Origin of the sequence: Isoptericola sp. NPDC058082 (assembly GCF_042885055.1) — a bacterium.
Taxonomy (GTDB): domain Bacteria; phylum Actinomycetota; class Actinomycetes; order Actinomycetales; family Cellulomonadaceae; genus Isoptericola.
Genome location: NZ_JBHVSQ010000004.1, coordinates 247,820 through 260,346, shown reverse-complemented (window position 1 = coordinate 260,346; position 12,527 = coordinate 247,820). Strand labels below are relative to the sequence as shown.

The 12,527-nt window shown below is 73.6% G+C and carries 14 protein-coding genes; 5 read left to right on the top strand and 9 right to left on the bottom strand.

The features are described 5' to 3' along the window. Positions 1-12: 12 nt before the first annotated feature. From ACFVS0_RS08110 to ACFVS0_RS08090, 5 genes are all read right to left on the bottom strand, one after another. Complete coding sequence (locus tag ACFVS0_RS08110; protein ID WP_430587652.1) at positions 13-1,368, bottom strand: ABC transporter substrate-binding protein; 1,356 nt, start codon at positions 1,366-1,368, stop codon at positions 13-15. 11 nt (positions 1,369-1,379) lie between these two features. Then, on the bottom strand, positions 1,380-2,339 hold the full coding sequence (locus ACFVS0_RS08105) for a carbohydrate ABC transporter permease (protein ID WP_430549349.1): 960 nt from the start codon (positions 2,337-2,339) through the stop codon (positions 1,380-1,382). Positions 2,340-2,351: 12 nt separating this feature from the next. Beyond that, a complete protein-coding gene (locus ACFVS0_RS08100; protein WP_430549350.1) occupies positions 2,352-3,272 on the bottom strand; it encodes a carbohydrate ABC transporter permease in 921 nt (306 codons plus the stop codon). A gap of 101 nt (positions 3,273-3,373) precedes the next feature. Beyond that, on the bottom strand, positions 3,374-4,621 hold the full coding sequence (locus ACFVS0_RS08095) for a Gfo/Idh/MocA family protein (RefSeq protein ID WP_430584427.1): 1,248 nt from the start codon (positions 4,619-4,621) through the stop codon (positions 3,374-3,376). Between the two features lie 25 nt (positions 4,622-4,646). Continuing rightward, positions 4,647-5,822, bottom strand: a complete 1,176-nt coding sequence (locus tag ACFVS0_RS08090) for an ROK family protein (RefSeq protein ID WP_430587651.1) — start codon at positions 5,820-5,822, stop codon at positions 4,647-4,649. A gap of 188 nt (positions 5,823-6,010) precedes the next feature. Here ACFVS0_RS08090 and ACFVS0_RS08085 point away from each other — a divergent pair, with 188 nt between their 5' ends. Both ACFVS0_RS08085 and ACFVS0_RS08080 read left to right on the top strand, forming a co-directional pair. Further along, positions 6,011-6,361, top strand: coding sequence for a cupin domain-containing protein (locus tag ACFVS0_RS08085; RefSeq protein ID WP_430562134.1), 351 nt, complete (start codon positions 6,011-6,013; stop codon positions 6,359-6,361). After that, the gene (locus ACFVS0_RS08080) at positions 6,361-6,654 is read left to right on the top strand and encodes a DUF4287 domain-containing protein (RefSeq protein WP_430549354.1); all 294 of its coding nucleotides are present in this window, start codon (positions 6,361-6,363) and stop codon (positions 6,652-6,654) included. Before ACFVS0_RS08085 ends, ACFVS0_RS08080 begins: the two co-directional genes overlap by 1 nt. Before the next feature lie 19 nt (positions 6,655-6,673). Here the strand turns inward: ACFVS0_RS08080 and ACFVS0_RS08075 are convergent, their stop codons facing one another. Continuing rightward, entirely contained in the window at positions 6,674-7,591 is a 918-nt protein-coding gene (locus ACFVS0_RS08075; protein ID WP_430587650.1) for a hypothetical protein, read from the bottom strand. A 4-nt stretch (positions 7,592-7,595) separates the two neighbouring features. Further along, positions 7,596-7,913: a DUF4235 domain-containing protein gene (locus ACFVS0_RS08070; RefSeq protein ID WP_430549356.1), complete on the bottom strand. Its 318-nt coding sequence runs from the start codon at positions 7,911-7,913 to the stop codon at positions 7,596-7,598. Positions 7,914-8,028: 115 nt separating this feature from the next. Between ACFVS0_RS08070 and ACFVS0_RS08065 the strand changes: the two genes are divergently transcribed. From ACFVS0_RS08065 to ACFVS0_RS08055, 3 genes are all read left to right on the top strand, one after another. After that, positions 8,029-8,469 carry a hypothetical protein gene (locus ACFVS0_RS08065; RefSeq protein ID WP_430587649.1) on the top strand — a complete coding sequence of 147 codons (441 nt, stop codon included), beginning with the start codon at positions 8,029-8,031 and terminating at the stop codon, positions 8,467-8,469. Positions 8,470-8,549: 80 nt separating this feature from the next. Beyond that, a complete protein-coding gene (locus ACFVS0_RS08060; protein WP_430587648.1) occupies positions 8,550-9,197 on the top strand; it encodes a DUF305 domain-containing protein in 648 nt (215 codons plus the stop codon). 208 nt (positions 9,198-9,405) lie between these two features. Then, positions 9,406-10,578 (top strand): D-alanyl-D-alanine carboxypeptidase family protein, encoded by a 1,173-nt coding sequence (locus tag ACFVS0_RS08055; RefSeq protein ID WP_430587647.1) that lies wholly within the window; start codon positions 9,406-9,408, stop codon positions 10,576-10,578. Here the strand turns inward: ACFVS0_RS08055 and ACFVS0_RS08050 are convergent. Continuing rightward, complete coding sequence (locus ACFVS0_RS08050) at positions 10,572-11,156, bottom strand: TetR/AcrR family transcriptional regulator (RefSeq protein ID WP_430549360.1); 585 nt, start codon at positions 11,154-11,156, stop codon at positions 10,572-10,574. The genes ACFVS0_RS08055 and ACFVS0_RS08050 overlap by 7 nt on opposite strands. After that, positions 11,153-12,403: an MFS transporter gene (locus ACFVS0_RS08045; protein WP_430587646.1), complete on the bottom strand. Its 1,251-nt coding sequence runs from the start codon at positions 12,401-12,403 to the stop codon at positions 11,153-11,155. Before ACFVS0_RS08045 ends, ACFVS0_RS08050 begins: the two co-directional genes overlap by 4 nt. Positions 12,404-12,527: the final 124 nt, after the last annotated feature.

The window sequence follows — 12,527 nt, the reverse complement described above, 5'->3', positions numbered from 1 at the left end:
CCCCGCCGCCCCTTACTTCAGCAGGCCGTTGATCCGGTCGTTCACCTCCGTGAGCGTGGACGCGTCCCGGTCGCCGATGTAGATCTCGTCCATCATCGGCGTCATGAGGGCGTCGATCGCGCCGAACTCCTCGGTCACCGGGAAGAAGAGGGTCTGCTTCTTCTCCACCATGTCCGTGAAGACGGAGGCGTCCAGGCCGCGGTCGCCGAAGGCCTCGACCGCCGCCTCCGTGCCCGCGGGCCGGGCCGGGAAGACCACGCCGGCCTCGCCCACGATGCGCTGGCAGTCGTCCGACCCGAGGAACTCGACCCACCGGGCCGCCTCCTCCGGGTCCGGGGACTGCGCGCTGATCGAGTCCGCGAGGCCGTTGTACATCGACACCGGGTGCCCGACGGGCCCGCTGGGCGGGGGTGCGATGCCCAGGTCCACACCCGCCAGGTTGGCGTAGGTGCCGAGCATCCAGGAACCGTTCGCCGAGAGCGCCGCGCGACCCGAGCCGAGGGCCTGCTGCGGGTTCGGCTCGGTGCCGACCTCCTCGTACGGGGCCATGTAGCCCTTGTCGACGAGGCCGAACAGCCAGTCCAGGGTGTCCTGCACCCGCGGGTCGTCGAAGTGGTACTCCGTGCCCCACACGTCCTTGTCGGTGAACGTCCAGCCGGTCGTCCCCGCCAGCCAGGACCACGTCGTCTGGCCGGACATGCCGCCCGAGCCGTTCGACGCCAGGCCGTAGACGGCCACGTTCTCGGGGTCGAAGCCGTCCTCGTCGCCGCGGACGCCGTTCTCGTCCACGGTGAGGTGCGCGATCGCCTCCTCGAAGCTGCCGCCGTCGTCCGGGTTCCAGTCGAGGTCCGCGAGGTCGTCCGGGGTCAGGCCGGCCTCGGCGACCATGTTCTGGTCGTAGAACAGCGCGACGGTGTCGAAGTCCTTGGGCATGCCGTACTGGGCGCCCTCCTGGCCCACCCACAGGTCCGCCAGGCCCTCCTGGAACCCGCCGTAGTCGACGTCGGCCGTCGCCTCGAGGTCGTTCAGGTCCAGCAGCAGGCCCCGCTGCGCGAAGCCGGGGTACTGGGTGAGGTGGTCGGTGAACACGTCCGGCCCGGCGCCCGCCACGAACCCGGCGGTGAGCTTGCGCCAGTAGTCGTTCCAGCCGTACTGGCTGACGCGCACCTGCAGGTCGGGGTTCTGCCGCTCGAACTCGTCCGCGCAGCGCTGGTACGCGGGCAGCTGGTTCGCGTCCCAGAGCCAGTAGTCCAGGACGACGGAGTCGTCCGCCGCCGCGGTGCCCGGCCCGGCGCAGCCCGCCAGGGCGAGGGTGCCGGCGGCCACGGCCGCGGCGAGGGTCGCTGTCGTACGACGTGCGTGGTGCACGGTCCGCCTCCTCACTTGATCCCGCTGAAGCCGATGGAGTTGACGATCCGCCTCGCGAAGACGACGAAGAGCAGGATCATCGGCAGCGCGGCCACCAGGGTCGCGGCCATCAGCCCCGCCCAGTCCGGCCCCGTCTGCGGCGTCTGCGCGTTGAAGTTCCCCAGCGCCACGGTGAGCACCCGCGAGTCGTCGGTGTAGGACACCATCAACGGCCAGAAGTAGTCGTTCCACGACCCGATGTACGTGAGGATCGAGATCGTCGCGATCGGCCCCACCGACATCGGGATGATGATCGAGAAGAACACCCGGACCTTGCTGGCGCCGTCGATCAGCGCGGCCTCCTCCACCTCGGTGGAGACGTTCATGAAGAACTGCCGCAGGAAGAAGATCGCGAACGGTGTCATGAACAGCCCCGGCAGCATGATGCCGAGCAGCGTGTCGATCAGCCCGAGCTCCCGGACCAGCACGAAGTTCGGCAGCAGCGTGAAGATCACCGGCACCATCAGCGACAGCAGGAAGACGGCGAACACGGCGTTGCGCCACCGCCAGCGCAGCCGCGAGAACGCGTATGCGGCCATCGCGGAGAAGAACACCTGGCACGCCGTGACGACCGTGGCCACCACCACGGAGTTGCGCAGGTAGAGCCAGAAGTCGATGGAGGCCCCGGAGCCGCCCTGGGCGATGGCCTCCTCCGTGGACTGCAGCCCGAAGACGCGCTCGAACCCGCCCCAGCTGAAGTCGACCGGCAGCAGGGACGTCGAGTTGGCGTAGAGGGCCCCGTTGCTGGACAGCGCCGTGCGCAGCATCCAGTAGAAGGGGAACAGCGTGACGAGCAGGACGAGGATCATCACCGCCCAGGCCAGCACGCGGCCGGGGGTGACCCGTCGTCGACGACGCGGGGGCGCCGCGCGGTGCGCGTCAGGGGCGGGGGCGGTCGTGGGTGCGGCAGGTGCCGTCGTGGTCTCGATCATGGTCGCCTCCTCCTAGTTCAGGTCCGTCTGGCCGGCCCGCGTCATGCGGTACTGGAAGAAGGTGACGACCACCAGGATCAGCAGCATGGCCACGCTCAGCGCCGACGCGTAGCCGAAGTCGAACTGCCCGAACGCCTTGTCGTAGATGTAGAGCTGCAGCACGCGGCTGGCGTCCACGGGGCCGCCGTTCGTGGTGACCGCGACGGTGTCGAACACCTGGAACGAGCCGATCACCGAGATGATCAGCACGAGGCCGAGGATGGGGCGCAGCAGCGGCAGCGTGATGCCGAAGAACGTGCGCACCTCCGACGCGCCGTCGACCCGCGCCGCCTCGTACGTGGTGGGCGGGATGGCCTGCAGGCCCGCGAAGATCAGCAGCGCCGTGTAGCCCATGTGCCGCCAGACGTTGACCATCGCGATGGTGGGGATGGCCCAGGCCTCGGAGGTGAAGAACCCGATCCGTTCCAGGCCGACCCACTCCAGCACCTGGTTCCCGATCCCCAGCTGGAAGTCGAGGATCCACAGGAACACCAGGGCCGCGACCACGTTCGAGACGAGGTACGGGGCGAGCACCAGCGAGCGCAGCAGCGTCGACCGGCTGAGCCGCTGCATCAGCACCGCGATCACCAGGGCCACGACGGTCTGCAGGCCGATGTTGATCACGACGTAGAGCAGCGTGACCCGGACGGCGTTCCAGAACACCGGGTCGGCCACCATCGCGCGGTAGTTGTCGAGGCCCACGAACTGCGCCGGGCTGAGCAGGTCCCAGGACGTGAAGCTCAGCCAGATGCCGCGGACCAGCGGCCAGAAGTAGAAGACGACCAGCCCGATGCTGGCCGGCAGGATGAAGAGCAGGGCGAGCCGGGTGTCGTCCCGGCGGCCCGACCGTCGTCCACGGACGGTCGGTACGGGTGGAGCGGTCGGTGCAGCCATCAGGTTCCTCCTTGCGTCGTTGCAAGCAGTGCTCGGACAGTGCGGCGCGGTGCGGCCCGGCGTCGTGGACGACGCCGGGCCGCGTGCGCGGGCGGTGGTGCTCAGTCGTGCGCGGGCCGGCTCCCGAAGTCCGGGATCGGCAGCCGCTCGCCGCCGGCCAGCGCCGAGGCGTGCGCCACGATGCCGGGCGCGGTGAACTTCGCGGAGAGCCAGGCGTCCACGGGCGCGTGCTCGCCCGTGACCACGGCGCGCACGAAGTCGTCGGCGAGGAAGTGGTGGGAGCCCTCGTGCCCGTTCGGCGCGTCGGCGTAGGTGGCGGGCAGCCGCGTCCGGTCGTGGACCGGCGCCGAGCCGGAGGTGAACGCCTCGCGCAGCGCCGGGTCGACGTCGGCGAGGTCGGCGTCGTCGCCCCCGCCCCGGACCGGGACGAAGTCGGCGGAGACGTCCGTGGACGTCTCCTTGTCGTTCCACACGCTCTGGTGGGCGAGCTGCTCGAAGCTGGCCTCGGTGCCGAAGAAGCGGAACCGCGACTCGCGGATGTGCGAGGGGTAGCCCACCCGGCGCATCTCGTTGGTGCGCATCGCGCCGCCGTCGGCCAGCTCGAACAGCGCCGTCGCGTTCGAGAAGCTGTTCCCGAACTGGCTGACCTCCCGGTCGAAGACGCCGTCGCCGCGCCGGTCCTCCACGCCGAGGCAGCTCACGCTCACCGCCCGGGTCGGCAGCGCGCCGAGCACGCCCCCGATCGCGTGCGTCGGGTAGAGCATGGGCGGGTAGCTCGCCGTGGCCTTCCAGTTCTCCCCGCCGCTGTACTGGTACGCGGCGTAGAAGCCGAGGTCCATGTCGTGCACGTAGTCGCCCTCGGCGTAGAAGACCTGGCCGAGCGCGCCCTCACGGACCTTCTCGCGGACGAAGACGGTGGCCGGGTTGTAGTAGCTCGTCTCGCCCATCATGTAGGTGAGCCCGGTGCGCCGGACGGCGGCGATGATCTCCTCGATGTCGGTGAGCTCGGTGGCCATCGGCACCGCCGAGTACACGTGCTTGCCGGCCTCCAGCGCCGCCAGCACCAGCGGCGCGTGGGTCCACCGCTGGGTGAAGATCGCGACGGCGTCGACGTCCGAGTCGAGCATCTCCTCGAAGCTGTCGACGACGGTGGCCCGGTCGTAACGGTCCGCCAGCGCCTTGGCACGCTCCGGGACGAGGTCGGTGATCGTGAGCCGGTCGACGTTCGGGTGCAGGTCCCAGAGCGTCGCGAAGCTGCGCGAGAACTGGCCTGCGCCGACGATGCCGACGCTGATCGAGCCGGCGTCCTCGGCGAGCGGGGCGGTCGGGTCGAGGGGAAGTGCGGACAACGGTGCCTCCTGCGGGTGTGTCGGGTCAGGCCGGGTCGGTGCGGTGCGGCGGCGGGTCGACGAGCATCCACTGGCACGCGACGACCGCCGCGCCGCGCGCCCACTCGTCGAAACCGGAGGAGAACGCCACCACGGTGGGCCGGGTGGCGTGGGGGTCGAGGTGGTCGGCGAGCGCGGCGTCGAGCGCCGGCCGCCCGTGGGCGAGCATGCCGAGGCCGTCGCCGGCGAGGATCACGGCGGGCAGGCCGAGCGTGTTCGCGAGCTGGGCGATCAGCACGCCCAGGGCGTGGCCGGCGTCGGCGAACACGCGCAGCGCGACCGCGTCGCCGTCGGCCGCCAGCGCGAGGGCGCCGTCCAGGTCCAGGTCGGCCCGCCCGCGCGGCACCCCGATGCCCTGGGTGATGGCCGCCGTGGTGAGGAACGCCGACGCGCAGCCGCGGTGCCCGCGCTCGCACGCCGGGCCGGAGTCCGCGACCCGCATGTGCCCGATCCGGCCGACCCGGCCCGACGGGCCGGCGAGCACCCGGTCCTCGATGACGATGCCCAGCCCGACGCCGACGCCGACCGTCAGCACCGCGAGGTCGCTCATGCCGCGGCCGGGACCGGACCACTGCACCCCGGCGGTCAGCGCGCGGGCGTCCTCGCTGAGGACGGTGGGGATGCCGGTCGCCTGCTCCAGCACCCGTGCCAGGGGGACCTGGTCCCAGCCGAGGAACGGGTTGGCGCGCACGGTGTCGTCGAAGCGGGACATCCGCCCGGCCAGGCCGACGCCGAGCGCCTGGATCTCGCCTGCGCCCCGTAGTTCATTCACCAGTTCAAGGATCTGCGCGACGACGGTCGACTCCTCGACGTCGGGCAGGCGCCGGTGCCCGGCGGCCTCCACCTGTCCGGCGGCGTCCGTCCGGACCGCGTAGACCTCGTCGGCGGTGACCTTGACCCCGATGAACCGGTGCAGGGCCGCCTGCAGCACGAGCGGGGCGCCGGGACGACCCCGGCTCTCGGCCGACTGGGCCACATCTTCCCTGATCAGGCCGGAGGTGACCAGGGGCTGGGTGGTCTTGGTGATGCTCGCCGGCGAGCGCTCCAGGCGCCGGGCGAGCTCCGCCCGGGACAGCGGCCCCGCGAGCAGCAGCGTGCGGACCACCGCTCGGGCGGAGGGCCCGAGCGAACCGAGGCGGGGAACGTCTGCGCGTCGTTGCACCCCGACACTCTGATCCCCTTTCATTCAGCGTGTCAACGAAAGACGCGAAACTCGTCGGGCCGTCGGCGCTGCGCGACCACCTTTCGACCAGGACCGAAACCCTCGTGGACCCGGAAGCGGCGCCCCAGGCTGGGGACACGTCGCCGGCACCGGGTCCGACGACGCCCCGACCTCACGAAGGAGCCACCATGGCCGCCGTCGTCCCCGCCGACACCCTCCGCCTCCCCGGCTCGCGCACGCTGCGCTTCGAGGGCCACCACCACGGCTCCGGCGTGTCGTTCTTCCTCGTCACGAACGACCCCGGCCAGGGCCCGGACCTGCACCGTCACCCCTACACGGAGACCTGGTCGGTGCTGGAGGGCGAGGCGACGATCCGCGTCGGCGCCGAGACCGTCGTCGCCCGTGCCGGGGACACCGCGGTCGTCGGGCCCGACGTCTGGCACGGGTTCACCAACACCGGCACCGGCGTGCTGCGCATGATGTGCATCCACGCCTCCGCCACGATGATCCAGGAGAACAAGAGCGAGGAGCACCGCTGATGTCGTTCCAGGCCTACCTCGACACCGTCGAGACGAAGACCGGGCTCACGCCCCGCCAGATCGTCGCCGCCGCCGCGGAGCAGGGCTTCGGCCCCGAGAGCAGGACCACGCCCGTCGTCGCGTGGCTCAAGGAGACGTACGGGATCGGCCACGGGCACGCCCAGGCGGTGGCGCACGTGATCGTCAAGGGCGACCGGATCAGCACCAAGCACGTCGGCACGACCGGCACGCACCGCGACTCCAGCGACCGGCTGTGGCTCGACGGCAAGGACTCCCGGCCCGCGGACTGGTGAGAGGCGGGCCGGGCGCAGGTCAGCCGTCGGGCTCCAGGAGACGTTCCGTGGCGACGCACGACACGAGGCACCGTTCCTTGCGGTCGCCGAGCAGCCGCGCGGTCCAGGTGGTGAGGCCGCCGTCGCCGAGCTCGGCCGCGTCGTCGGTGGTGAGGCGCAGGGCGACGCCCTCGTAGTACGACCGGCCGCGCTCCCGGGCCTGGTCCACCACCACGGGCACGACGTCGTCCCGGACCGCGGGCAGCACCGTGTCCGCGACGCGCTCGGCCACCCCGCCGTCGTCCCACACCGTCAGCGCGACCCGTGGCCGCCGGTGCGGGACCGTGGCGCCCAGCAGACGCTGCCACGCGCGCACGTGGGTGACGAGCAGGCCCGCCTCCGTCCGCCCGGAGCCGGTCGCTCGGGCGCTCGACACCAGCACGAGGAGGCGGAAGTGCGCGGCCGCGCCCGGGCCGAACACCTGGGCCCGCAGCTGGCGCTGGACCGCGGCGACGTGCACGGGCTCGTCGCGGGGGCGGGACGAACGGCGGTCCGCCGCCTCGACGGCGAGCACGTTGCTGGAGTCGCTCACCACCTCGGTGAGCCGCGTCGTCGTGACGACGCGCTGCTGGCTCACCCCGCCGAGCGCCGCGGCCGTGGCGAGCGGCGCGACGGGCGCGGGCTCGACGGCGGCGAACTCTTCCGGCAGCTCCGCCCACAGGCGCGCCTCCAGCGGCCAGAGGCGCCGCGGGTCGACGTCCGTCGGCCGCACCATGCGGTCACGACGCCACTGCGCGAGGACGTCGGCGGGCCGCGTCGCGGCGGCGCGCGCGGCCGCGACGTCGAGCAGCAGGGTGCGCAGGTCGGCCCCGGGCAGGCCGGTCTCGAGCAGCGGCCTCGCCTCGTGGGGCAGCCGCCGCCACACCCGGTCGGCGGGGCGGGACCCGTCGGTGGTCATCGGGTCAGTCGCCCGGCCACTCCCCCGTCCAGCGCTCGAACGCCCGGGCGCCGCCACGGTCGATGGCCGCCTTCACGACGGCGAAGATCGCGCCCTGCAGCAGCGACGCGAGCAGGATCTCCCGCATCCGGTACTCGGACTGCAGGGGCGTGGGCGCGTCGTCCGGGTGCCCGGGCGCGACCCGCTTGTAGACCTGCTTGAAGACCTGCCCCGCCACGATGCCGCCGACGATCGAGCTGACGATCCCCACCGGCCGGTACAGGATCTTCGCGGCCTTGCCGCCCGACTTCTCGGTCCGGTCCACGTCGTTGTCCTCGCTCATCCCCCGACGCTAGGCCGGGCCCGGGCGTCCCGCACGGGGCACCGCGCCCGCGCGGTGGTTACAGTGCCAGGGTCGCCCGCCGGCACCCGCAGCGAACACCCCCGAAGGAGGACGCATGATCCGCACCGTGCGCCCCCTGCTGACGGGCCGTCGCCGGCGCCTGGCCGGGGTGCTGCTCGTGCTCGCGGTCGTCGTGGGCGTCGTCCTCATGCACGCCATGAGCGGCTCCGCGACCCGGCACGCCGAGCACCACGCCCCCGTCGCCGTCGTGGCCCAGGCGCAGAGCGACCCGGGCACGACGTCGCACGCCGACGCCCCGGTCGTCCACGACGCCGGCACCCCCTCCGGCTGTGGCGCCGACGGCTGCGGCGGCCACGAAATGGTCACGGCGATGTGCCTCATGATCCTCGCGGTGCTGCTCTCGCTCGCCGGGCCGGGGGCACGCGCCCTGCTGCGGGCCGAGGGCCCGCGCGTCGTGGCGTGGCTCCCGCTCCCGGTCGCCGCCCGCCCGGCGGCCGGTCCCCGCCTGCACGCCCTCGGGATCTCTCGGACGTAGGACCGCCCGGGCCCGCCCCCGTCCGGGGGCGCCGGCCCGCCGCGGATCCCACCGAGAACCTCGAGAAAGGCCCCATCCTCATGACGCACCGATTCCTGACGCGCGCCCGCGTGCCCGCGCTCGCCCTCGCCGTCGGCCTCGCGCTCGCCGCGTGCGCCGCGGACGACGCCGGCCACGACATGGACGGCACGACCGGCACGGGCGGCTCCTCGCCGTCGTCCGACGCACCGTCGGGCACCGCGACCGACGCCCCGTTCAACGCCGCCGACGTGATGTTCGCGCAGATGATGCTCCCCCACCACGAGCAGGCGATCGAGATGTCGGACGCCCTGCTCGCCAAGGACGGCGTCAGCCCCGAGCTCGTCGACCTGGCGGAGCAGGTCAAGGCCGCCCAGGGGCCCGAGATCGACACCCTCACCGGCTGGCTGGACGACTGGGGCGCCGACGCCGGGGCCGGAGCCGACGCGGGCCACGGCGATCACGGCGATCACGGCATGGCCGGCATGATGTCGGCCGAGGACCTACAGGCCCTCGAGGACGCGACCGGGACGGATGCCGAGCGGTTGTTCCTCGAGCAGATGGTCGCGCACCACGAGGGCGCGGTCGAGATGGCGCAGGCCGAGGTGTCCGCCGGCGAGCACGCCGGCGCCGTCGAGATGGCGCGGTCCGTCGTCGACTCCCAGACGGCCGAGATCCAGCAGATGCGGGACCTCCTGGCGTCCCGGTGACGCTCCGGTGACCCGGGTCCCCGCGGCCCGGGTCGCCGCCGCCATACCACCTCGTGATCGTTTCGTGACATTCCACCCGCCGGTGCGGTACGTTCCTCCGGGCCGGTGGTTCAGGCAGCAGGAGAGGTCGCATGACAACGCACGTTCACAGGAGCACCGCGCACCGCGGCGCATCCGCTCTGCCCGACGCCTCGGCGCTGGCCGCCCGATGACGCAGACGCAGCCCGCACCGGCCCCCACCCGCACCTACCCGAGCCGACGCGACCCCGGCCGCGGCGGGCGCAGCCGTCCCGCCACCGCCGTGCGGCACGTCCCGGAGCCCGTCCACGGGCCCGTCCACCAGGCCGACGCGGCGCCGGCCGCACCCGCGGCTCCCGTGCACGTCCACGCTCCGACGCCGGCCGCACCCGCGGCTCCCGTGCACGTCCACGCTCCGGCGCCTGCGGCGCCCGCCGTCGTGCACGTGCACGCGTTCGACCCCGTCCGCCCGGCCGCCGGGCACGAGACGCCCCGCAGCCAGAAGCCCCGCTCCGAGACCGCCCGCCCCGGGACGACCCGCTCCGAGACGACCCGCTCCGAGCGCCGTCCGGTGCGCAAGTCGGCACGCAAGCGCGTCCCCGGCCGCCTGGCGGGACTGGGCGTCGGGCTGACCGTCGCCGTCGCCACCACCACGACGCTCACCGCCATCGCGCCCCAGGCCGCGGCACCGGAGCCCGACGACCAGCCGACGACCGGCTCGCTCGAGTCGATCACGGCCGCGGCCGCCGCCGCCGTCGACGACCGCGCCGGCGGTGCCTCGCGCAGCGGCGCCCGGGCGGGGGTCGCGCAGGCCTCGGCCGTGAAGCAGACCGCGGGCGGCGCGACCGTCACGGTGTCGAACAAGGCGAAGATGTCGGTCGAGACGCTCGACCGGGGCGAGATCGAGGCCGCGCCGCCGGTGCTCCCCGGGTGCGAGGGGTTCGCCTCCGGGAGCGGGTCCAACGGGCAGATCCCGTCGAGCGAGCTGTGCACGCTGTGGGACGGGCGCACGCAGGTCCGCGCGGACGCGGCCGTGAAGCTCGCCGAGCTCAACGAGGCGTACAAGGCCGCGTGGGGCGAGTCGATGTGCATCACCGACGGCTTCCGCAGCTACGCGCAGCAGGTCGCGACCAAGGCCGCCAAGGGGTACCTCGCGGCCGTGCCCGGCACGTCGAACCACGGCTGGGGCCTCGCCGTCGACATCTGCCCCGACACGTACTCCGGTTCCCGGTGGGCCTGGCTCGCCGCGAACGCCCCGGCCTACGGCTGGGACAACCCCGACTGGGCCCGGCCCGGCGGCTCCAAGTACGAGCCGTGGCACTGGGAGTACACCGCGGGCGTCACGCAGATGGGCGGCTACTGACCGGTCCCGGCCTCCGCACCTGAGCCCGGGCCCGCGAGCCGGCGCACCGCGTCGAGCACGTCCACCCCGTCCGGCGGTTCGGTGTCGAGGGCGCGGTGGATGGTCATGCCCTCCACGAACGCGTCGAGCACGCGGCAGGTCGCCGGGTCGAAGTGCCGGCCGAGGGCCGCGCGGCTGCGGCGCATCCAGTCGTTCGTCAGGTCGCGGAACGCGGGGTCGCGCGCGGCGAGCGTGTAGAGCTCGTGGGACAGCACGAGGTCGCGCTGGGTGGCGAAGACGTCGAGCGTGATGAGCCGGACGACGGCGCGCAGCGCGGCGTCACGGTCCGGCGCCTCGGCCATGCGCCGGTCGAACTGCGCGGACGCCTGACGGGTGAAGCGTCCGAACGCCTCCCGCAGCAGCTCGTCCCGCCCGGCGAAGTGGTAGGTCATGGAGCCCAGCGGCACGTCCGCGGCCGCGGCGACGCGGCGCTGCGAGGTGCCCGCGACGCCGTGGGCGGCGACGACGTCGAGGCAGGCGTCGATGATGCGGTCGCGGCGCTCGGGGTCGTAGCGGCGCGGTCGGGTGCCGTCGGTCATGACCCCATGATGGCGTCCGCGGGCTGCGGGGCGGCCGTCGCGGCCCGGGCCGGGCGACGACCGGAGAGGACTCCCGCGGCGAGCACGACGACCACGCCGGCGAGCGGCAGCACCAGGAGACCGGTGCGCAGGCTCGTGGCGTCGGCGACCAGCCCGACGACCGGGGGCGAGAGCAGGAACCCGAGGCGCATCAGCCACGACACGACGGTGAGCCCGGTGCCGGCCCGCAGGCCCGGCAGCTCGTCGGCCTCGTGCATCGCGGCGGGCACGAGCGTCGCGACGCCGAAGCCGGCGCAGGCGAACCCGGCGATCGTCCCCGGGACCGACGGGAACGCCAGCGCGAGGCCGGTGCCCACCGCGACGAGCAGGCCGCCCGCACGCGCCACCGCCCGCTGGCCGAACCGGTCCACGAACCGGTCGCCGAGCATCCGCCCGACGAACTGCGCCCCGGTGAGCGCGATGTAGCCGGTCGCCGCCACGGCCGCGGCCGCGCCCAGGCTGCCCGACAGGTACACGGCGGCCCAGGAGTTCCCGGCGTCCTCCACGAGGGTGCCCGCGAACGCGACCAGCACCAGGGCCGCGAGCACCAGCACCGTGCGGCCCCGCGACCGCGAGGCGGCGCCGGCGTCTGCGGCGGGTGCGGGGTCGCCGTCCTGCACGGCGCCGTCGAGCCCGGGCAGGCAGAACCGCAGCGCGACGAGCGCGACGGCGGAGAACAGGACGGCCGACACCCCCAGGTGGACGCCGCGCGGCACGTCGAGCGCGATCGCCACGGCGGCCATCGAGCCGCCGAGCACGGCGCCGATCGACCACACCGCGTGGAACGAGTTGAGGATCGAGCGCCCGTACCGGCGCTGCACCCGCAGGCCGTGCGCGTTCTGGGCCACGTCGGTGCAGGCGTCCATCGCGCCGCCGAGGAAGAGGGCCGCGACGAGCAGCCCGAGGCCGGGCGCGACGCCGGCCGCGAGCACCCCCAGGCTCGTGAGGACGGTGCCGGCCACGGCCACGCGCGCGGACCCGAACCGCCGGACCAGGAGCCCGGCGGCCAGGCCCGCGGCGATGGCGCCCGCGGGGAACGCGGCGACGGCGAGGCCGTAGGTCGCGTTGCTGATCTGCAGGTCGGCCTTGATCTCCGGGTAGCGCGGGATGAGGTTGGCGAACAGCGCCCCGTTGGTGAGGAACAGCGCCGCGACGGCGGCGCGGGCACGGCGGTCGGCGAGGGCGGGGCCGAGGTCGGGACGGGGCATGCGTACGATCGTACATAGTGATCAGCCGATTGCCTACCGGATGGTAGTCATTTGTCGAGGACTCGGTTGCCCTCCTGGGCAGACGGCGTGGGAGCGTTCCCACCGGCGAGGTCCTCTCGGCCGC

Excerpts from the sequence above, each read along its gene's own strand:
- ACFVS0_RS08055 (WP_430587647.1), top strand. The coding sequence starts at position 9,406 with ATGACGCAGACGCAGCCCGCACCGGCCCCCACCCGCACCTACCCGAGC.
- ACFVS0_RS08100 (WP_430549350.1), bottom strand. The coding sequence starts at position 3,272 with ATGGCTGCACCGACCGCTCCACCCGTACCGACCGTCCGTGGACGACGG.
- ACFVS0_RS08080 (WP_430549354.1), top strand. The coding sequence starts at position 6,361 with ATGTCGTTCCAGGCCTACCTCGACACCGTCGAGACGAAGACCGGGCTC.
- ACFVS0_RS08070 (WP_430549356.1), bottom strand. The coding sequence starts at position 7,913 with ATGAGCGAGGACAACGACGTGGACCGGACCGAGAAGTCGGGCGGCAAG.
- ACFVS0_RS08050 (WP_430549360.1), bottom strand. The coding sequence starts at position 11,156 with ATGACCGACGGCACCCGACCGCGCCGCTACGACCCCGAGCGCCGCGAC.
- ACFVS0_RS08065 (WP_430587649.1), top strand. The coding sequence starts at position 8,029 with ATGATCCGCACCGTGCGCCCCCTGCTGACGGGCCGTCGCCGGCGCCTG.
- ACFVS0_RS08085 (WP_430562134.1), top strand. The coding sequence starts at position 6,011 with ATGGCCGCCGTCGTCCCCGCCGACACCCTCCGCCTCCCCGGCTCGCGC.
- ACFVS0_RS08105 (WP_430549349.1), bottom strand. The coding sequence starts at position 2,339 with ATGATCGAGACCACGACGGCACCTGCCGCACCCACGACCGCCCCCGCC.
- ACFVS0_RS08060 (WP_430587648.1), top strand. The coding sequence starts at position 8,550 with ATGACGCACCGATTCCTGACGCGCGCCCGCGTGCCCGCGCTCGCCCTC.
- ACFVS0_RS08075 (WP_430587650.1), bottom strand. The coding sequence starts at position 7,591 with ATGACCACCGACGGGTCCCGCCCCGCCGACCGGGTGTGGCGGCGGCTG.
- ACFVS0_RS08045 (WP_430587646.1), bottom strand. The coding sequence starts at position 12,403 with ATGCCCCGTCCCGACCTCGGCCCCGCCCTCGCCGACCGCCGTGCCCGC.